This window comes from Caballeronia sp. S22, from assembly GCF_964261745.1.
Lineage (GTDB): Bacteria > Pseudomonadota > Gammaproteobacteria > Burkholderiales > Burkholderiaceae > Caballeronia > Caballeronia jiangsuensis.
The window spans coordinates 423,899-443,514 of sequence record NZ_OZ180035.1; the positions used below are offsets into that span (position 1 = coordinate 423,899).

Annotated in this window: 16 protein-coding genes; 14 read left to right on the plus strand and 2 right to left on the minus strand. The window is 63.5% G+C overall.

The annotated features are described in order from the left end of the window. Positions 1 to 158: 158 nt before the first annotated feature. The 12 genes from pilM to ugpQ all read left to right on the plus strand — a co-directional run bounded on the left by pilM (position 159) and on the right by ugpQ (position 12,226). A complete protein-coding gene (gene pilM / locus ACEN42_RS02050) occupies positions 159 to 1,160 on the plus strand; it encodes a type IV pilus biogenesis protein PilM (protein ID WP_371880517.1) in 1,002 nt (333 codons plus the stop codon). Next, positions 1,157 to 1,840 (plus strand): fimbrial assembly family protein, encoded by a 684-nt coding sequence (locus ACEN42_RS02055; protein ID WP_371880518.1) that lies wholly within the window; start codon positions 1,157 to 1,159, stop codon positions 1,838 to 1,840. The genes pilM and ACEN42_RS02055 overlap by 4 nt, the downstream gene beginning before the upstream one ends. Next, positions 1,837 to 2,706 carry a type 4a pilus biogenesis protein PilO gene (gene pilO / locus ACEN42_RS02060; protein WP_371880519.1) on the plus strand — a complete coding sequence of 290 codons (870 nt, stop codon included), beginning with the start codon at positions 1,837 to 1,839 and terminating at the stop codon, positions 2,704 to 2,706. Before ACEN42_RS02055 ends, pilO begins: the two co-directional genes overlap by 4 nt. Beyond that, a complete protein-coding gene (locus ACEN42_RS02065; protein WP_371880520.1) occupies positions 2,703 to 4,214 on the plus strand; it encodes a type IV pilus secretin PilQ in 1,512 nt (503 codons plus the stop codon). Before pilO ends, ACEN42_RS02065 begins: the two co-directional genes overlap by 4 nt. Positions 4,215 to 4,351: 137 nt before the next feature. Then, positions 4,352 to 4,858, plus strand: a complete 507-nt coding sequence (locus ACEN42_RS02070) for a shikimate kinase (RefSeq protein ID WP_371881047.1) — start codon at positions 4,352 to 4,354, stop codon at positions 4,856 to 4,858. Then, complete coding sequence (gene aroB / locus ACEN42_RS02075; protein ID WP_371880521.1) at positions 4,858 to 5,955, plus strand: 3-dehydroquinate synthase; 1,098 nt, start codon at positions 4,858 to 4,860, stop codon at positions 5,953 to 5,955. The genes ACEN42_RS02070 and aroB overlap by 1 nt, the downstream gene beginning before the upstream one ends. Before the next feature lie 74 nt (positions 5,956 to 6,029). Further along, positions 6,030 to 7,217: a deoxyguanosinetriphosphate triphosphohydrolase gene (locus ACEN42_RS02080; RefSeq protein ID WP_371881048.1), complete on the plus strand. Its 1,188-nt coding sequence runs from the start codon at positions 6,030 to 6,032 to the stop codon at positions 7,215 to 7,217. A gap of 44 nt (positions 7,218 to 7,261) precedes the next feature. Then, a complete protein-coding gene (ugpB, locus tag ACEN42_RS02085; RefSeq protein ID WP_238217213.1) occupies positions 7,262 to 8,587 on the plus strand; it encodes a sn-glycerol-3-phosphate ABC transporter substrate-binding protein UgpB in 1,326 nt (441 codons plus the stop codon). A gap of 49 nt (positions 8,588 to 8,636) precedes the next feature. Further along, positions 8,637 to 9,521 carry a sn-glycerol-3-phosphate ABC transporter permease UgpA gene (ugpA, locus tag ACEN42_RS02090; protein WP_238217211.1) on the plus strand — a complete coding sequence of 295 codons (885 nt, stop codon included), beginning with the start codon at positions 8,637 to 8,639 and terminating at the stop codon, positions 9,519 to 9,521. Then, on the plus strand, positions 9,518 to 10,363 hold the full coding sequence (ugpE, locus tag ACEN42_RS02095; RefSeq protein WP_187609308.1) for a sn-glycerol-3-phosphate ABC transporter permease UgpE: 846 nt from the start codon (positions 9,518 to 9,520) through the stop codon (positions 10,361 to 10,363). The genes ugpA and ugpE overlap by 4 nt, the downstream gene beginning before the upstream one ends. A gap of 16 nt (positions 10,364 to 10,379) precedes the next feature. Beyond that, a complete protein-coding gene (locus ACEN42_RS02100; RefSeq protein WP_238295339.1) occupies positions 10,380 to 11,456 on the plus strand; it encodes a sn-glycerol-3-phosphate import ATP-binding protein UgpC in 1,077 nt (358 codons plus the stop codon). Positions 11,457 to 11,470: 14 nt separating this feature from the next. Next, positions 11,471 to 12,226, plus strand: coding sequence for a glycerophosphodiester phosphodiesterase (ugpQ, locus tag ACEN42_RS02105; RefSeq protein ID WP_371880522.1), 756 nt, complete (start codon positions 11,471 to 11,473; stop codon positions 12,224 to 12,226). 4 nt (positions 12,227 to 12,230) lie between these two features. Here the strand turns inward: ugpQ and ACEN42_RS02110 are convergent, their stop codons facing one another. Together ACEN42_RS02110 and ACEN42_RS02115 are read right to left on the minus strand one after the other, a co-directional pair. After that, a complete protein-coding gene (locus ACEN42_RS02110; RefSeq protein WP_035506783.1) occupies positions 12,231 to 12,608 on the minus strand; it encodes a YqjD family protein in 378 nt (125 codons plus the stop codon). 293 nt (positions 12,609 to 12,901) lie between these two features. Next, the gene (locus tag ACEN42_RS02115) at positions 12,902 to 13,627 is read right to left on the minus strand and encodes an OmpW family protein (protein ID WP_187609332.1); all 726 of its coding nucleotides are present in this window, start codon (positions 13,625 to 13,627) and stop codon (positions 12,902 to 12,904) included. 205 nt (positions 13,628 to 13,832) lie between these two features. On the opposite strand from ACEN42_RS02115, the gene ACEN42_RS02120 reads away from it, so the two are divergent. Both ACEN42_RS02120 and ACEN42_RS02125 read left to right on the plus strand, forming a co-directional pair. Next, positions 13,833 to 14,540 (plus strand): transposase, encoded by a 708-nt coding sequence (locus ACEN42_RS02120; RefSeq protein WP_035506683.1) that lies wholly within the window; start codon positions 13,833 to 13,835, stop codon positions 14,538 to 14,540. A gap of 324 nt (positions 14,541 to 14,864) precedes the next feature. Beyond that, positions 14,865 to 19,568, plus strand: coding sequence for a glutamate synthase-related protein (locus tag ACEN42_RS02125; RefSeq protein WP_238217205.1), 4,704 nt, complete (start codon positions 14,865 to 14,867; stop codon positions 19,566 to 19,568). The last annotated feature ends 48 nt before the right edge of the window (positions 19,569 to 19,616 follow it).

Below are 19,616 nucleotides of genomic sequence, written 5' to 3' on the forward strand. Positions count from 1 at the left end.
CGCTGTCTTCAAGATACGCGCGATCGTGCAGGGAAGCATCCTTCTATCGTGAGCGTTGGCCGTTCGGCCGAGTGTTCGCCGCCGATCACGCTCGCGACAATCTTTCCACGTCAAGCGCCCGAACGGTTCGGTGCGCGAGTGAATGGAAGGAGTGGCTGATGAGTAAGGAAAACACGCTGCGCGGCACGATGCTGACGGTCACGCGGCGCTACGCGGCGGGCATCGACGTGGGCGAGGACGCGGTGCGGCTCGCCATCGTGAGCAGACGACTGAGAGCGAATGCGGCGGTGTGCGTCGAACATCTGGATTCGGTGGCGCTGCCGTCGGGCGCGGTGATCGACGGCGATTTCGTCGATCGCGAGGCGATCGTCGTGGCTTTGCGCGAGGCGTTCGGGCGCTTGCCGGAAAGCGGCGCGTGGCGGGCGCTGCGCTGCGCGATGGGCTTGCCCGCGTCGGCGACGCTCACGATGCAAATTCCGCTCGCCCGTCTGATCGACACGGATGAGCAGCTCGCGGGCGCCATCGGCGGTGATCCGCGCGGCATGCTCGAACCGGCGGTGCTCATGGAAGCGGAACGCGCGGCGGGCATCGAGAGGGGCGCGCTGGCGGTGGACTGGTCCGTACAGGCCCGGGAGGACGGTGAGGCGCAGGTCGCGATCGCGGCCACGGCGCGGCGGCATGTCGAGGCGCGCGTCGAAACGGCAGCGGAAGCGGGCATCGCGCTATCCGCCATCGATGGCGAACCGGCCGCGGCGTTGCGCGCGATGCGCCATGCCGGCTCGGTCGAGCTGGACGCGGACGCGCGCTATCTCGTCTGCTGGCTGGAAAGCACCGGGCTTCATGGCTGGCTCGTCGGCGGGCGCGGCGTCGAAAACGAAATCCGATATCCCGCGCCGGAACATCGGAGCATTTCCGACGCGCTGCACGAACTCGCTGGCCAGGATGCGCCGCTCGACTGCATTTACGTCGGCGGACAGATCGAGCTGCTGGCGCACGCGAGCCTTCCGCTTCCGGTTCTGGGCAAGACCTTCAACTGCCCCGCGCTGCCTTTCGAGGCCGCGCCGTACTGCAACGGCGCTTCCGACATCCAGGCCGCGCACCGGCATTCGCCGCGCTTCGCGGCCGCGTTCGGGCTGGCCTTGCGCGAGGTGATGCAATGAGCGCCGCCATGCTCGACGGTTTCAATCTCCTGCCGTATCGCGCGCGAAAACGCCGCGAAGTGCGGCGTCAGCGGCTGGCGCTGCTCGGCGCGGTGACGCTGGCAGGCTGCGCGGCTGTCGGCGCCGTGGCCGGCTGGGACACGTTCGAGCGCGCCCGTCTGGACGAGCGACGCATGGCCCTGGAGGCGTCGCTGCGCACATCGGGCGCGCAGATCGACGAACATGCGCGTCTCGTTCGCGCCGAATCGGATCGGCGGCGCGCGCGTGAAGCCGCGCAGCCTTTGGCCTTGCCGCGCGAGCGCTTTCTCGCACTGCTCGAAGCGCTCGCGGAGGCGCCTCTGCAACGCGGCGTCGCGCTTCAACGCGTGTCGCAGAGAACGAACGAAGTCGAACTTGCCGCGCTCGCTCCCGATTCGCAGGCGGCCGCGCAATGGCTCAAGCGACTGGAACGCGTGCGCGGCGTGCAGGCGGTGGAAGTGATCGAGATGAAGCGGCGCGCGGAACCGGCGCCGTCGGGCAAGCGCGGCGCGTCGCCGATTGTCGGAGAGCATTCCGCGCATTTCGAGTTCGTGGCGCTCGTGCGGTACGCGCCGGATCATTCGCGCGATGAAGCCGCGTCGCGTCAGGTGCGTCCGATATTGACAGCCACGCGCGCTGCCACGCAGGAGAAACGGCCATGAGCACGATTTCGATGAACTTCGCCGCGAATACGCGTTCGCGCCGCGCGCCGTCCATCTTGCAGCCGCTCGACGAATGGTCGCGACGCCGGACCGCGTGCGTTGCGATTGCGTTGGGTCTGCTCGCCTTCGTACTCGGTCTGCAAGCCTGGCGCACGTTCGACGCGAACCAGCTCGATGCGGGCCGCGTCGCGTGGGCGGCGACGCAGGCGAAGGTGCATGACGCGGGGCGCATCGCTGCGGAACTGCCCGATCTGCGAGCGCGGGCGGCGTCGGGCCGCATGGAGCCGGAGCACTGGAGCGCCGCCGACGCGTTGCGCGCCATCGCGGATCTGGCGGCGCAGAGCGGTCTGCGCGTTGCGGATATCGAGCCGGTTGCGGTCAAGGTCGGCGAGCCGAAGCTGGCTCAGCCGATTCCGGAGCGCGCACTCAGACTGCGCGCCGACGGCGCCTTTCCCGAAATCCGGCGCTTCCTGGAAGCGCTCGCCGGCCTGCCACGGCTCGTCGTGCCGGAAAGCGTGCAGATCAAACGACAGCCGGGCACGCTTGCCATCGAAGCGACGCTGCGCATCTTCGAGACGTTGCCGGCGGTATCGCCCGCCACGGCATCGCGCGTTGATGCGTTCGTCGTCGATCCGTTCGGCAACGCGGACGCTGCGACGCAGGGCGGCGACATGCTGCTCGTGGGCACGTTCGTCGGACGCCGTCGCGCGATGGCGCTGTTGCAGAGTGGCCGCGATGTCGATGGCTTTGCGCCGGGGCAGAAGATCGGTGACGAATGGCTTGGGCGCGTCGTGCCGCGTGCGATCGAGCTCGCTCGTACCGATGGCATTTCGCGCAAGCTGACATTCGCGGAGGATCGCAAGTGAGCCAGTTCGCGAAACTTTCACGCAGATTCGCGGCAGCGTGCGCGGCGGTGCTGCTGGTCGCGCACGTGGCGCGCGCATCCGAAAGCGCCGATACGATCATCGCGCCCCTGCCGCCGCTGCCCGCATCGTTCGACGCACAGTCTGTCGATCCGCTCGTACCCGACGCGCCGGTCGTCCCTCAGAGCGCGGAAGTCGCCGCGCCCGAAAAGCCCGCAGCCGAAACAGCGGACGCACTGGAAGGCCCGCCGGTGCCTTTGCCGGAGCTCGAACGATTGAGCCGCGCAAAGCACGGCGGAAACGACGACGGCAAGCCGATCACCCTCGATCTGAAAAACGCCGACCTCGGCGCCGCGCTGCACGCATTCGCACGCTTCACGGGACTGAACATCGTTGCGAGCGAAAAGGTGCGCGGACAGGTGTCGGTGAATCTCGTCGCCGTGCCGTGGCGCCGTGCGTTCGACACGCTCCTCGAAGTCAACGGTCTCGCGATGGAACAGCACGACAACGTGATCTGGGTCGCGCCGCTCGCCGAACTCGCCGCGCGCGAGAAGCTGCGCTTCGAGGCGCACGCGCGCGCCGCGGATCTCGAACCGCTCGCGAGCCGTACGTTCGTGCTGCGCTATTCGCGCGCGGAAGACCTCCGCAAGATGCTGACCGGCTCGGGCAGCCAGCGCGTGCTGTCGAAACGCGGCTCCGCCATCGCCGATGCGCGCACGAACCTGCTCTTCGTCACCGACCTCGACGCGCGCGTCCGGCAGATCGCCGAGTTGATCGCGCTGATCGACAAGGCGACGCCGCAGGTGATGATCGAGGCGAAGATCGTGGAGGGCGAGGCGGGGCTGTCGCGCAATCTCGGCGTCAAGCTGGGCGTCGCGTCGCAGAACGATCCTTCGACCGGGTTGGCGGGCGGCAAGGACGGTGTGGTATACGATCTGTCGGCGGGGCCGATCAACGGTTTCGACGCGGCGACCGCCGGGCTCACATTGTTCGTCGCGCAGGCGACGCGGCTGCTCAATCTCGAACTGAGCGCGCTGGAGGCGGAAGGGCGCGGACAAATCGTCTCGAGTCCGCGCGTCGTGACGGCGGACCGGATGAAGTCCATCGTCGAGCAGGGCATGGACGTGCCGTATCAGGCAAAGGTCGGCAACGGCGTATCGGGCGTGCAGTTTCGGCGCGCAACGCTCAAACTGGAGGTTGAGCCGCAGATCACGCCGCATGGCCACGTCATTCTCGATCTCGACATCACGAAAGACAGCCTCGGCGAACAGACGGCGAACGGGCCGGCCATCCAGACCAAGCATGTGCAGACGCGCGTGGAAGTGGAAAACGGCGGCACCGTGGCGATCGGCGGCATTTATTCCGACGACGAGCGACAGGACACGACCGGTGTGCCGGGACTGTCCAAATTGCCGGTGATCGGCTGGCTGTTCCGTCACGACGCGCGGCGCAGCTCGAAGAGCGAACTCGTCATATTGATTACGCCGCGTGTGATCGCGCCGAGCGGCTGAACGCCGGCTCGCGGGCGGCGCGACTCGACAAAGCGGGCGGTTTGCCCTTAAGCTGCCGCACGAAGAAATTCGATACTGTAAAAGGATCCAGGTTGCAGGAAGGGCACGCGAACGCGAACATTTTTTTCGTCGGACTCATGGGGGCGGGTAAAACCACCGTGGGCCGTGCGGTTGCGCGCCGTCTGCAGCGCTCGTTCATCGATTCGGATCAGGAGATCGAGGCGCGCACGGGCGCCCGCATCCCGGTGATCTGGGAACTGGAAGGCGAGGCGGGTTTTCGTCAGCGCGAGGCGAACGTCATCGACGAGCTTTCGCAGCGCAACGGCATCGTGCTCGCGACGGGCGGCGGCGCGGTGCTGCGGCCCGAGAATCGCGAACATCTGAAGAATCGCGGCATCGTCATCTATCTGCGCGCCAATCCGCACGATCTCTGGCAGCGCACGCGGCGCGACAAGAATCGTCCGCTCCTGCAGACCGACGATCCGCGCGGCAAGCTCGAAGCGCTCTTTCAGACGCGCGATCCGCTGTATCACGAATGCGCGCATTTCGTCGTGGAAACGGGGCGGCCGACCGTCAACGCGCTCGTCAATATGGTCCTGATGCAACTGGAGGTCGCCGGCGTCGTCAAGTCGGCTGAGTCATAATGTCCGCCATGATTACCCCAACGATCACCGTCAACGTCGAACTGGGCGAGCGCGCCTATCCCATTCATATCGGTGCGGGCCTGATCGGCCGCACGGAACTGTTCGCGCCGCACATCAAGGGCGCGTCGGTGGCGATCGTCACGAACTCCACCATCGATCCGCTCTACGGCGACCAGTTGCGCGCCGCGCTCGAACCGCTCGGCAAGAAAGTGACCACGGTGGTCCTGCCGGACGGCGAAGCGCACAAGAACTGGGAAACGCTCAATCAGATCTTCGATGCGCTGCTGACCGAACGCGCCGATCGCAAGACGACGCTGATCGCGCTCGGCGGCGGGGTCGTCGGCGACATGACCGGTTTCGCGGCGGCGAGCTACATGCGCGGCGTGCCGTTCATCCAGGTGCCGACCACGCTGCTGTCGCAAGTCGATTCGTCGGTCGGCGGCAAGACGGGCATCAATCATCCGCTCGGCAAGAACATGATCGGCGCGTTCTATCAGCCGCAAGCGGTCATCGCGGATATCGGCGCGCTGCACACGTTGCCGGAGCGCGAACTCGCGGCGGGCATCGCGGAAGTCATCAAGACCGCGGCCATCGCAGATGCCGAATTCTTCGAATGGATCGAAACCAACATCGACGCGCTGAATCGCCGTGACGACGAAGCGCTCGCGCACGCCGTGAAGCGTTCGTGCGAGATCAAGGCGTCGGTCGTCGCGTCGGACGAGCGCGAAGGCGGCCGGCGGGCCATTCTCAATTTCGGCCACACCTTCGGCCATGCGATCGAAGCTGGGCTCGGCTACGGCGAATGGCTGCACGGCGAGGCGGTCGGTTGCGGCATGGTGATGGCGGCGGATCTGTCGGTGCGTCTCGGCAAGCTCGACGAAGCCGCGCGCCGGCGTCTCGTGCGTGTGATCGAGGCGGCGAAACTGCCCGTCGCGGCGCCACAACTCGGCGACGACCGCTACGTCGATCTGATGAAGATCGACAAGAAGGCCGAAGCCGGCGAGATCAAATTCATTCTGCTGACCCGCTTCGGCGCGACCGAGATCACGAGCGCGCCCGATCAGGCCGTGCGCGCGACGCTCGCAGCCAGCGTCTGATCCGCGCGAGCGGCGGCCAGAACCACGATTCGGAGCAGCCGGTGAGCGACAAAGAACAGCAACTTCCGCCGGGCATGCCGCCGACGCTCGCGTTCGAGGCGCATCTCGCGCCGTATGCCGCGCACGCGTCGCAATCGCGCGGGCGGCGTTTTGCCGAACCGCCGCCCGCGGCACGCACGGAATTTCAGCGCGATCGCGATCGCATCGTGCATTCGACCGCGTTTCGCAGGCTCGAATACAAGACACAGGTCTTCGTCAATCACGAAGGCGATCTCTTCCGCACGCGCCTCACGCACAGTCTCGAAGTCGCGCAGATCGCGCGTTCGGTCGCGCGCAATCTGAGGCTGAACGAGGATCTCGTCGAAGCGATTTCGCTCGCGCACGATCTCGGCCATACGCCGTTCGGTCACGCCGGGCAGGACGCGCTGCACGAATGCATGCACGATCACGGCGGCTTCGAACACAATCTGCAAAGCCTCGCGGTGGTCGATCAGCTCGAAGAGCATTACGGCGCGTTCAACGGCCTGAACCTCTGCTTCGAGACGCGCGAAGGCATCCTCAAACATTGCTCGCGCGAAAACGCGCGCAAGCTCGGCGAACTCGGCGAGCGCTTTCTCACGGGGAAGCAGCCGTCGCTCGAAGCGCAAATCGCGAATGTCGCCGATGAAATCGCGTACAACAATCACGACGTGGACGACGGCCTGCGCTCCGGCCTCATCACGCTCGATCAGCTTTCCGAGGTGAGCCTCTGGCACACGCATTTCGATGCCGCGCGTGCCGACTATCCGGACATCGAGGGGCGCAGGCTCATCCACGAGACGATCCGCCGCATCATCAACACGTTGATCGTCGATCTGATCGAGGCGACGGGCCGCAATCTCGAACGCGTCGCGCCGCAATCGCTCGACGCCGTGCGCAACGCGCCGACGCTCGTCGCGCACAGCGATGAAGTCGCGGCGCAGGCGGCGCAACTCAAGCGCTTTCTGTTCAAGAACCTGTACCGGCACTATCGCGTGATGCGCATGGCCAACAAGGCGAAGCGCGTGGTGACGGGCCTCTTCGAAGCCTTCACCGACGATCCGCGTCTCTTGCCGCCCGCTTATCAGGCGCGCGGACCGGTGACGGAGGAGTCCGCAAACGACGCGCCTTCATCGAGCCACGACAGCTCGCAGGCGCGGCTCATCGCGCATTACATCGCGGGCATGACCGATCGCTATGCATTAAAAGAGTATCAACGCCTGTTTGTCATCGACAACAACTAATATCGCGCGTTTCAAAGCGCGAATCCTCGAAAGGAGACTCATCGATGAGCTGCAAGCCCCTGTTCCGCACGATCTCGGCCGCCGCCGTTCTGGCCTTCGGCGCCAGCACCGCGGCGCACGCCGCGACGGAAATCCAGTTCTGGCACGCGATGGAAGCCGCGCTGGGTGAGCGCGTGAACGACATCGCCAACGACTTCAACAAGTCGCAGAGCGATTACAAGATCGTTCCCGTGTTCAAGGGCACGTATGACCAGGCGCTCGCGGCGGGCATCGCGGCGTATCGCAGCGGCAACGCGCCCGCGATCCTGCAGGTCTACGAAGTCGGCACCGCGACAATGATGCAGGCGAAGAAGGCCGTCATCCCCGTCTCCGACGTCTTCAAGCAGGCGGGCGTCACGCTCGACGAAAAGGCGTTCGTGCCGACCATCGCCGGTTACTACAGCGACGCGAAGACCGGCCATCTGATCTCGATGCCGTTCAACAGCTCGACGCCCGTTCTCTACTACAACAAGGACGCGTTCAAGAAGGCCGGTCTCGATCCGAACCAGCCGCCGAAGACCTGGGCCGATGTCGAAGCCGACGCGAAGAAGCTGAAGGCCGCTGGTTATTCGTGCGGCTACTCGTCGGGCTGGCAAAGCTGGATTCAGCTCGAGAATTACAGCGCGTGGCATGCCGCGCCGTTCGCGACGAAGAACAACGGCTTCGACGGTCTCGAAGCCAAGCTCGAATTCAACAAGCCGTTGCAGGTCGCGCACATCCAGTTCCTGCAGAACATGGCGAAGGAAGGCACATTCACCTATGTCGGCCGCAAGGACGAGCCCGTGTCGAAGTTCTATAGCGGCGACTGCGGCATCATCACGAACTCGTCGGGCTCGCGCGCGACCATCGCGAAGTTCGCGAAGTTCGATTACGGCGTCGGCATGATGCCCTACGACGCGAGCGTGAAGGGCGCGCCCCAGAACGCGATCATCGGCGGTGCGAGTCTGTGGGTGTTGTCGGGCAAGGACCCGGCTGTCTACAAGGGCGTCGCGAAATTCCTCGCGTATCTTTCGACGCCGGAAGTCGCGGCGAAGTGGCATCAGGACACGGGCTATCTGCCGGTCACGCAGGCCGCGTATGAGCTCACGCAGAAACAGGGCTTCTACGACAAGAATCCCGGCGCGGACATCGCGATCAAGCAGATGCTGAACAAGCCGCCGCTGCCCTACACCAAGGGCCTGCGTCTCGGCAACATGCCGCAGATCCGCACGATTGTCGATGAAGAGCTGGAGCAGGTCTGGGCCGAGAAGAAGACGCCGCAGCAAGCGCTCGACGCGTCGGTGCAGCGCGGCGACGAACTGCTGCGCCGCTTCGAGAAGACCGGCAACTAAAACGCGTGCGCCCGCGTTCATCGCGGGCGCTTTCGTCGGGACACAACGCATGGAAAAACGGTCTCGTTTCGATACGAGCGTCTTGCCGTATCTGCTCGTCGCGCCGCAACTCGCGATCACCGCGCTGTTCTTTCTCTGGCCGGCCGGTGAAGCGCTCTGGCAGGCCACGCAGAGTCAGGACGCGTTCGGCACGTCGAGCGAGTTCGTCGGGCTGGCGAACTTCAGGCAGTTGTTCGCCGATCCGCTCTATCTCTCGTCGTTCAATACGACGATGATCTTCTGCTCGCTCGTCACCGTGTCGGGCCTCGTGATCTCGCTGCTGCTCGCCGCATGCGCCGATCGCGTGACGCGCGGCGCGAAGGCGTATCAGACGCTGCTCATCTGGCCATACGCGGTCGCGCCCGCGATCGCCGCCGTGCTGTGGTCGTTTCTGTTCAACCCGAGCATCGGGCTCGTGACGTATGCGCTCGCGAAGCAGGGCATCATCTGGAATCACGCGCTCAATGGCACGCAGGCGATGTTCCTCGTCGTGCTCGCGTCGGTGTGGAAGCAGGTCAGCTACAACTTCCTGTTCTTCTACGCGGGCCTTCAGGCGATTCCGCAATCGCTGATCGAGGCCGCGGCCATCGACGGCGCCGGGCCCGTGCGACGTTTCTTTGGCATCGCGCTGCCGCTCTTGTCGCCGACGTCTTTTTTCCTGCTCGTCGTGAACCTCGTCTACGCGTTCTTCGATACCTTCCCGGTCATCGATGCCGCAACCGGCGGCGGCCCCGCGCAATCGACCAAGACGCTCATCTACAAGATCTTCGCGGAAGGCTTTCAGGGACTCGATATCGGCAGCTCGGGCGCGCAGTCGGTCGTGCTGATGGTGATCGTCGTCGCGTTGACGGTGATCCAGTTCCGCTTCGTCGAACGCAGGGTGCAATACTCATGATCGAAAACCGTCGCGGCTTCGATATCTTCTGTCACGCGGTGCTGCTGCTCGGCGTCGTGTTGATCGTGTTTCCGGTGTACGTCGCGTTCTGCGCGGCCACGATGAACTCGAAGGAAGTGTTCAGCGTGCCGCTCTCGCTGATTCCGAGCACGCATCTCTTCGAGAATGTCGCGAACATCTGGACGCACGGCAGCGGCAACGCGGCGGCGCCGTTTGGTCTCATGCTGATGAACAGTCTCGTGATGGCGCTCGTGATTTCGATCGGCAAGATCGCGGTATCGATCGTGTCCGCGTACGCGATCGTGTTCTTCCGCTTTCCGCTGAAGAACCTCGCGTTCTGGCTGATCTTCATCACGCTGATGCTGCCCGTCGAAGTGCGCATCTTCCCGACGGTGCAGGTCGTCTCGTCGATGCATCTGTCGAACACGTACGCGGGATTGACGCTGCCGCTGATCGCATCCGCGACGGCGACGTTTCTCTTTCGCCAGTTCTTCATGACGCTGCCCGACGAGCTGATGGAAGCGGCGCGCATCGACGGCGCGGGTCCGCTGCGTTTCTTCTGGGACGTCGTGCTGCCGCTTTCGAAGACCAACATCGCGGCGCTCTTCGTCATCACGTTCATCTACGGCTGGAATCAGTATCTCTGGCCGATTCTCATCACCAACGAAGTGTCGCTGCAGACGGCGGTGGTCGGCATCAAGAGCATGATCGCGTCGGGCGATACGGCGACCGAATGGCATCTGGTGATGACGGCGACGCTGCTCGCGATGCTGCCGCCGCTCGCGGTCGTGCTGACGATGCAGCGCTGGTTCGTGCGCGGACTCGTGGACTCAGAGAAATAACGGAGAAGGCTGATCGATGGCCGCATTGAATCTCAAAGGCGTAAAGAAAACATACGACGGCTCGAATTACGTGCTTCACGGCATCGATGTCGCGGTCGAGGACGGCGAGTTCGTCGTGATGGTCGGCCCGTCCGGCTGCGGAAAATCGACGCTGCTGCGCATGGTCGCGGGACTCGAAAGCGTGTCGGAAGGCGCGATCGAGATCGGCGGCAAAGTCGTGAACAAGCTGGAGCCGAAGGATCGCGATATCGCGATGGTCTTTCAGAACTACGCACTTTATCCGCACATGAGCGTCGCGCAGAATATGGCGTATGCGCTGAAGATCGGCGGCGCGGACCGGAAGACCATCGAGGCGCGCGTCTCCAATGCGGCGCGCATACTGGAACTCGAACATCTGCTCGCGCGCAAGCCGCGCGAACTGTCGGGCGGGCAGCGGCAGCGCGTCGCGATGGGCCGCGCGATCGTGCGCGAGCCAGCGGTGTTTCTATTCGATGAACCGCTTTCGAATCTCGACGCCAAACTGCGCGTGCAGATGCGCCTCGAAATTCAGCGTCTGCACGCGCGGCTCGCGACCACGAGTCTGTATGTCACGCATGACCAGATCGAAGCCATGACGCTCGCGCAGCGCGTCATCGTGATGAACAAGGGCCACGCCGAACAGATCGGCGCGCCGACTGAAGTGTACGAGCGGCCTGCGACGGTATTCGTCGCGAGCTTCATCGGTTCGCCAGCGATGAATCTGCTGGGAGGCAGGCTGTCCGAAGATGGCGCAACCTTTATCGTCGCAGGCGACGGACCTGCATTGCCTGTATCCAACGTGAATAGCGCGATGCATGGGCGCGAGTGGATCGTCGGCATTCGTCCGGAGCACATGACGCCTGGAAACGTGGACGCACCGAGCGCGACGCTCGAAGTCGATTCAGCCGAACTGCTCGGCGCGGACAATCTCGCGCACGGCAAGTGGGGCAAGCACGACGTGGCGGCGCGCTTGCCGCACGAGCATCGTCCGCAGCGCGGCGAGCGGCTCAGCGTGTCGCTGCCCGCGCGGCATCTGCATTTCTTCGATCCGGCGTCGGGAATGCGCGCCAATTGAATGGAGCACACGCGATGAGAACCTGGCCCTATCCCGCGATCGTCGCGCATCGCGGCGGCGGCAAGCTCGCGCCGGAGAACACGCTCGAAGCGATCGACGTGGGCGCGCGCTTCGGCCACAAGATGATTGAATTCGACGCGAAGCTCTCCGCCGACGATATCGTCTTCCTGCTGCATGACGACGCGGTGGACCGCACGTCGAACGGACGCGGCGCGGCGAAAGCGATGACCTACGCGCAACTGCGCACGCTCGATGCGGGCACATGGTTCAGCGCCGAGTTCGCCGATGCGCGCATGCCGACTCTCGCGCAAGTGTATGAACGATGCGCAAAGCATGGGCTTGCGGCGAACATCGAGATCAAGCCGAGTCAGGGGCGCGACGTGGAAACAGGTGTGCTCGTCGCGCGCGAGGCGGCGCGTTTGTGGGCGGATGCCGAAACTGCGCCGCTGTTGTCATCGTTTTCATATGCGGCGCTCGAAGCCGCACGCGATGTCGCGCCGAACCTGCCGCGCGGCATGCTGTATGAACGCGTTCCGGAAAACTGGCGCGCGCAGACTTCGGCGCTATCGTGCGTGTCGCTGCACGCGAACCATCGCGCGCTCGACGGAACGCTCGTCGAGCAAATCAAGGATGCGGGCTTGCGCATTCTCGCCTACACGGTGAACGATCCGGCGCGTGCGCGTCTGCTCGCGCAATGGGGCGTCGATGCGATCTGCACGGATCGCATCGACATCATTGGCGCGGATTTTCTGGAAGGGTCGTCAGAATGAAACGTCAGCGCACACGCGCGAGCAACACGCCCGCGACGAGCGCCAACCCGCCGACGAGCGCAATCGTCTGCCAGGGCTTTTCGTGAAGATAGGCATCCGCGTCTCCAAACGCTGCGCCGGCGCGCTCGCGGAGTGCCGCGTGGGTATCGTTCAGACGTGCACGGGCGTTGTCGAGACGCTCGCTGATCTGCGCGCGCAGCGCAGCCGCATCGGCCGATGTGCCTTCGGACAACGTGCTTTCGAGTTCGCTGAGAAGCGTGCGGAGTTCCGAGCCGATATCCTCGGCCGCTTCACGGCCATGGCGCGCCATGCGGCGTGCGCGGCGGCTCGTCGTGCTCCATGAATCTCCGATGGCGTCTCGCGTATTAGGCAGTGCGTTCATAGATCGCTCCGATGGATGAGTCGTGGATAGCCCGCCCGAGATGGCGGGAAACCCATCATGCAGCAAATTCGATGCCGGTGCCTCGCCCTTGCGCAACTCATCGGTAAGCGCGACCGTGATTGATCTGGCGCTCGCGTCGGCGCGTAAGAACTGCATGTGATTCCTTCAACCGAAGGTCACATTTACAAGCACGCGCAAAACAAAACGCCGACACGAGTTAATCATGCCGGCGTTTTCTTTCTTTTCAACAATCACGCTTATATCGACGTTACATGCCGATGCGCAGTTTGACTTTAGAAACGATAGCCGACGCGCAAATATGTGACGATCGGGTTGAGCGTGATTTTCGCTTGCGACTGGACATTGAGCGTGCCGACAGGCGTTTGAGCCTGCGTGTTCAGCTTTGCCGTGGCCTTCAAAGGAATGAACGACACGGAAAATCCGGCAAACCAGTGTTCTGTGAAATTGTAAGTCGCACCGACGTTAAACACAGGCGCCCACGAACTATCCGTGTCGACTGTGGTCGGACCATGCAGGACGGAGCCTTCGAATTGCTGATTCGTGATCTTTGCGTCGGTGAACCAGGTGCGCGTCACACCAACACCGACGAACGGACGGAACTTCGCGGTAGGAGCATTGAAGAAGTATTTGAACAGCAGCGTCGGGCTCCATTGCTTCGCGCTACCGAGCTTGCCGTACTGCGAGAAGGTGCCTGTGCCTTCGAGATCGAACGTGGGCGGCACGCCCATTTCGAGTTCCGCTGCGATGTGGTCGGTAGCGAAGTAGCCCAATGTGAAGCCGGCCGTGTCAGCGCTCGAAATGCCGGCGCCGGTGCCGGGAACATCGATATTGACCGGAGATCCGCCTACACTGGTTTCTTTGAGCGGACCACTGCTGTCTTGCGGGGCAAAGTGAAACCAGCCTGCTGTTGCATAGAAGGATCCAGCAGATTGCGCATGTGCCGCGGTAGACACACACGCTAATGCCGCGATCCCCGTGATGACTTGTTTTATTTTCAATTTGTGCTCCTCCAAAAAAGCACGCTCATTATGAACACAACATTTCACATTAACCATAGCGATGCCGTAGAGCATTTTCCCTAGGGCAAAGAGCGGCTTTGGGGCCTCGTTGCACGGCACTTGCATGTGTTTGTCCGCGCTACCGAAACGGCTCCGAAAGGCCCCCGATTGGGGTAACACAAATGCGACCAACGGAATATCCAGAATGGCACGGCTTGCACGACTCTACGTTCCCGAACAGCCGCAGCATGTCATCCTGCGTGGTCTCGACCAGCAACCCGCCTTCGTCGACGACCAGGACTACGAGCTCTTCATCGACTGCTTGAGGACTGCTTCACGTGATCATCACCTCTCCATCCACGCCTACGCGCTGATGCCGCAAGCGGTGCATCTGCTCGTCACGCCTCGCGACGAGTCCAGCTTGCCCAAAGCGATGCAGGCCGTAGGACGTCGTTACGTAGCGCACTTCAATCGCCGTTACACGCGACGCGGCACCCTGTGGGAAGGCCGCTATCGTGCCACGGTCATCGAGGGCGAACGTTACTTTTTGCTCGCCACACGCGTCGTCGAAATGGCGCCCGTGCGCGCGCAACTCGTCGCGGCGCCGCAGGACTACAAGTGGTCCAGCTTCCGTCATCACATCGGGCTCACTCTGGATGGGCTGATCACCGACCATCCGCTCTTCTGGTCGCTCGGCAACACGCCATTCGAGCGCCAGCACGCCTACAAGGAACTGTGCGAGCAACCGCTCGACGAGCGCGAAGCCAACCGTCTCCTGCAAGCGACACTCAAAGGCTGGGTGCTGGGCAGCGATGCCTATCGCGAATGGGCATCGCATGCTGCCAACCGACGCGTGTCGCCGCTGCCGCGCGGACGTCCGCGCAAGATCCGCGAAACCCCACAAACCCAATAACGGCGTGCCACGGCAAACCTGAAGCGGAAATGAAACGGCGTCTCGAAATTTCGGGGTTCGCCGTTTCTTTTTCGTCGACAATGATGCGTCCCTAATATATCGGTGCGTGTTTGCACCATATCGATAATTGGTGCCGCATCATCAAGTTTTATTTGCCATCTTTTTGATTCGTCGCGTATATTTCGATTTCCGGCGATTGCCGCGGTGCAGCGTGCCGCGCACGACCGTGCTTCGTGACGCTTTCCAAGCTGAAAAAACGGTCGCAAGCGACAAGAAAATGGTTCAACGGCCGAGTCGGCCCCTCACAGTAGAGACGGTGTCCCCATGAACGATCATCAGCAACCGGCAGCCGGTTCGCTTCCCGCCGCGCAGGGCATGTATGACCCTGCGAACGAGCATGACGCCTGCGGCGTCGGCTTTGTCGCCCATATCAAGGGGAAAAAGAGCCACGAGATCATTCAGCAGGGTCTCAAGATTCTCGAAAATCTCGATCACCGTGGCGCGGTCGGCGCCGACCCGCTGATGGGCGACGGCGCCGGCATCCTGATCCAGGTGCCGGACGGCTTCTATCGCGAAGAAATGGCCAAGCAGGGCGTGACATTGCCGCCGGCTGGCGAGTACGGCGTCGGCATGATCTTTCTGCCGAAGGAGCATGCTTCGCGTCTCGCGTGCGAGCAGGAACTGGAGCGCACGGTAAAGGCCGAAGGCCAGGTGGTGCTCGGCTGGCGTGACGTGCCCGTCGATTCCAACATGCCGATTTCGCCGACCGTGAAGGCGAGCGAGCCGCTGATCCGCCAGATCTTCATCGGCCGCGGCAAGGACATCGTCGTGACGGACGCGCTCGAGCGCAAGCTGTACATCATCCGCAAGACGGCGAGCCATCGCATTCAGGCGCTGAAGTTGAAGCACGGCAAGGAATACTTCGTGCCGTCGATGTCGTCGCGCACCGTCGTCTACAAGGGCCTGCTGCTGGCGGGTCAGGTCGGCGTGTACTACCGCGACCTGCAGGACGAGCGTGTCGTGTCGGCGCTCGCGCTCGTGCACCAGCGCTTCTCGACCAACACGTTCCCGGCGTGGGAGCTCGCGCACCCGTATCGGATGATCGCGCACAACGGTGAAATCAACACCGTGAAGGGCAACGTCAACTGGCTGAACGCGCGCACCGGCGCAATCGCGTCCTACGTGCTCGGCGACGATCTGCCGAAGCTCTGGCCACTGATCTATCCGGGCCAGTCGGACACGGCGTCGTTCGACAACTGTCTCGAACTGCTCGTGATGGCCGGCTACCCGCTCGTCCACGCGATGATGATGATGATCCCCGAAGCGTGGGAACAGCACACGCTGATGGACGACAACCGCCGCGCGTTCTACGAATACCACGCCGCGATGATGGAGCCGTGGGACGGTCCCGCCGCGATCGCGTTCACGGACGGCCGCCAGATCGGCGCAACGCTGGACCGTAACGGTCTGCGTCCGGCGCGCTATCTCGTCACCGACGACGATCTCGTGATCCTCGCGTCGGAGTCCGGCGTGCTGCCCATTCCCGAATCGAAGATCGTCAAGAAGTGGCGTCTGCAGCCGGGCAAGATGTTCCTGATCGACATGGAGCAGGGCCGCATCATCGAGGACAAGGAGCTCAAGGACAACCTGTCCAACGCGAAGCCGTACAAGAGCTGGATCGACGCCGTGCGCATCAAGCTCGACGAAATCGAGCCGAAGGCCGAAGACGTCGAAACGCAACGCCGCGAAGCCGCCGCGCTGCTCGATCGCCAGCAGGCGTTCGGCTACACGCAGGAGGACCTCAAGTTCCTGATGGCGCCGATGGCGCAGTCGGGCGAAGAGGCCGTCGGCTCGATGGGCAATGACTCGCCGCTCGCGGTCATGTCCAACAAGAGCAAGACGCTCTACAACTACTTCAAGCAGTTGTTCGCGCAAGTGACGAACCCGCCGATCGACCCGATCCGCGAGAACATGGTGATGTCGCTGAACTCGTTCATCGGTCCGAAGCCGAACCTGCTCGACACGACCAACATCAACCCGACGATGCGCCTCGAAGTGTCGCAGCCCGTGCTCGACTTCAAGGACATCGCGAAGATCCGCGCGATCGACAAGTACACCGGCGGCAAGTTCAGTTCGTACGAACTGAACATCTGCTATCCGGTGGCGTGGGGCAAGGAAGGTATCGAGGCGCGCATCGCGTCGCTGTGCGCGGAAGCGGTCGATGCCGTGAAATCCGGCTACAACATCCTGATCGTGTCCGATCGCAAGATGGACCGCGATAACGTCGCGATTCCGGCGCTGCTCGCCACGTCCGCGATTCACTCGCATCTCGTCGCGCACGGTCTGCGCACGAGCACGGGTCTCGTCGTGGAAACGGGCTCGGCGCGCGAGACGCATCACTTCGCGCTGCTCGCGGGCTACGGCGCGGAAGCCGTTCACCCGTACCTCGCGCTCGAAACGCTCGCCAACATGGCCGATGGCCTGAAGGGCGACCTGTCGGCCGACAAGGTCATCTACAACTTCACGAAGGCGGTCGGCAAGGGCCTGTTGAAGGTCATGTCGAAGATGGGCATTTCGACGTACATGTCCTACACCGGCGCGCAGATTTTCGAAGGCGTCGGCCTGTCGACGGAGCTGGTTGAGAAGTACTTCCGTGGCACGGCGACGAAGGTCGGCGGTATCGGCCTCTTCGAAGTGGCGGAAGAGGCGATCCACCTGCATCGCGACGCATTCGGCGACAACCCGGTCCTCGCGAACATGCTCGACGCGGGCGGCGAGTATGCGTACCGCGTGCGCGGCGAAGAGCACATGTGGACGCCTGACGCGATCGCCAAGCTGCAGCACTCGGCGCGCAGCAACTCGTATCAGACGTACAAGGAATACGCGCACATCATCAACGACCAGACGAAGCGTCACATGACGTTCCGTGGCCTGTTCGAGTTCAAGGTCGAGCCGACGAAAGCGATTCCGCTCGACGAAGTCGAATCGGCGAAGGATATCGTCAAGCGCTTTGCGACGGGCGCGATGTCGCTCGGCTCGATCAGCACGGAAGCGCACGCCACGCTGGCTGTCGCGATGAACCGCATCGGCGGCAAGTCGAACACCGGCGAAGGCGGCGAGGACGAAACGCGTTATCGCAACGAACTGCGCGGCATTCCGATCAAGAACGGCGACACGCTGCAATCGATCATCGGCAAGGAAGTCGTCAGCGACATCCCGCTGAAGGACGGCGATTCGCTGCGCTCGAAGATCAAACAAGTCGCGTCCGGGCGTTTCGGCGTGACGGCGGAATATCTGTCGTCGGCGGATCAGATCCAGATCAAGATGGCGCAGGGCGCGAAGCCGGGTGAAGGCGGTCAGTTGCCGGGCCACAAGGTTTCCGAGTACATCGGCAAGCTGCGTTATTCGGTTCCGGGCGTCGGCCTGATTTCGCCGCCGCCGCACCATGACATCTATTCGATCGAAGACCTGGCACAGCTCATTCACGATCTGAAGAACGTGAATTCGGCGTCGAGCATTTCGGTGAAGCTGGTGTCGGAAGTCGGTGTCGGCACGGTTGCCGCCGGGGTCGCGAAGGCGAAGGCGGATCACGTCGTGATCGCGGGTCATGACGGCGGCACGGGCGCATCGCCGCTGTCGTCGCTGAAGCACGCGGGCACGCCGTGGGAACTCGGCCTCGCCGAAACCCAGCAGACGCTCGTGCTGAACCGTCTGCGCGGCCGTATCCGCGTGCAGGCCGACGGCCAGATGAAGACCGGCCGCGACGTCGTGATCGGCGCGCTGCTCGGCGCGGACGAATTCGGCTTCGCGACGGCGCCGCTCGTCGTCGAAGGCTGCATCATGATGCGCAAGTGCCATCTGAATACGTGCCCGGTCGGCGTCGCGACGCAGGACCCGGTGCTGCGCGCGAAGTTCTCCGGCCAGCCGGAACACGTCGTCAACTTCTTCTTCTTCGTCGCGGAAGAAGTGCGCGAGATCATGGCGCAGTTCGGCATCCGCAAGTTCGACGATCTCATCGGTCGCGTCGATCTGCTCGACATGAAGAAGGGCATCGAGCACTGGAAGGCGAAGGGTCTCGACTTCTCGCGCATCTTCTATCAGGTGCCGGTTGGCGAAGACGTCGCGCGCAAGCATGTCGACGTGCAGGATCACGGTCTGGACAAGGCGCTCGATCACGTGCTGATCGAGAAGTCAAAGGCGGCGATCGAGAAGGGCGAGCATGTGTCGTTCATCCAGCCGGTGCGCAACGTGAACCGCACGGTCGGCGCGATGCTGTCCGGTCTGATCGCGAAGAAGCACGGTCACGACGGCCTGCCCGACGACTCGATCCACATCCAGTTGAAGGGCACGGCGGGCCAGAGCTTCGGCGCGTTCCTGGCGAAGGGCGTCACGCTGGATCTCGTCGGCGACGGCAACGACTATGTCGGCAAGGGCCTGTCGGGCGGGCGCATCATCATTCGCCCGACCAACGACTTCCGCGGCAAGTCCGAGGAAAACATCATCTGCGGCAACACGGTGATGTACGGCGCGATCGAAGGCGAATCGTATTTCCGCGGCGTCGCGGGCGAGCGCTTCTGCGTGCGTAACTCGGGCGCGACGGCGGTCGTCGAAGGCACGGGCGATCACGGCTGCGAGTACATGACGGGCGGCACGGTGGTCGTGCTCGGCGAGACTGGCCGCAACTTCGCGGCGGGCATGTCGGGCGGCATCGCATTCGTGTACGACCCGGACGGCACGTTCGCCGGCAAGTGCAACAAGTCGATGGTCGCGCTCGATCCGGTGCTGCAGCAGGCCGAACAAGAGCGCACGGTGGATCGCGCGCTGTGGCACACCGGCAAGACCGACGAAGCGCTGCTCAAGGGCTTGATCGAGCGTCACTTCCAGTTCACCGGCTCGCCGCGCGCGAAGTCGCTGCTCGAGAACTGGGATTCGGCTCGCCGCCAGTTCGTCAAGGTGTTCCCGACCGAGTACAAGCGCGCGCTCACCGAGCTCGGCGCGAAGAAGTCGAAGGACGCCATCGCGGCTTAAGGCCCGAATCGCAACGTTTAGAAAGGCTCTCCGGTGCGTGTGCATCGG

Bases quoted from the DNA above. Each gene is read 5' to 3' on its own strand.
- ACEN42_RS02120 (WP_035506683.1), top strand. From the start codon at position 13,833: ATGGCACGGCTTGCACGACTCTACGTTCCCGAACAGCCGCAGCATGTC.
- ACEN42_RS02125 (WP_238217205.1), top strand. From the start codon at position 14,865: ATGAACGATCATCAGCAACCGGCAGCCGGTTCGCTTCCCGCCGCGCAG.
- ACEN42_RS02070 (WP_371881047.1), top strand. From the start codon at position 4,352: ATGGGGGCGGGTAAAACCACCGTGGGCCGTGCGGTTGCGCGCCGTCTG.
- ACEN42_RS02055 (WP_371880518.1), top strand. From the start codon at position 1,157: ATGAGCGCCGCCATGCTCGACGGTTTCAATCTCCTGCCGTATCGCGCG.
- pilO (WP_371880519.1), top strand. From the start codon at position 1,837: ATGAGCACGATTTCGATGAACTTCGCCGCGAATACGCGTTCGCGCCGC.
- ACEN42_RS02110 (WP_035506783.1), bottom strand. From the start codon at position 12,608: ATGAACGCACTGCCTAATACGCGAGACGCCATCGGAGATTCATGGAGC.
- aroB (WP_371880521.1), top strand. From the start codon at position 4,858: ATGTCCGCCATGATTACCCCAACGATCACCGTCAACGTCGAACTGGGC.
- ugpB (WP_238217213.1), top strand. From the start codon at position 7,262: ATGAGCTGCAAGCCCCTGTTCCGCACGATCTCGGCCGCCGCCGTTCTG.
- ugpQ (WP_371880522.1), top strand. From the start codon at position 11,471: ATGAGAACCTGGCCCTATCCCGCGATCGTCGCGCATCGCGGCGGCGGC.
- ugpE (WP_187609308.1), top strand. From the start codon at position 9,518: ATGATCGAAAACCGTCGCGGCTTCGATATCTTCTGTCACGCGGTGCTG.
- pilM (WP_371880517.1), top strand. From the start codon at position 159: ATGAGTAAGGAAAACACGCTGCGCGGCACGATGCTGACGGTCACGCGG.
- ACEN42_RS02100 (WP_238295339.1), top strand. From the start codon at position 10,380: ATGGCCGCATTGAATCTCAAAGGCGTAAAGAAAACATACGACGGCTCG.
- ugpA (WP_238217211.1), top strand. From the start codon at position 8,637: ATGGAAAAACGGTCTCGTTTCGATACGAGCGTCTTGCCGTATCTGCTC.
- ACEN42_RS02080 (WP_371881048.1), top strand. From the start codon at position 6,030: ATGCCGCCGACGCTCGCGTTCGAGGCGCATCTCGCGCCGTATGCCGCG.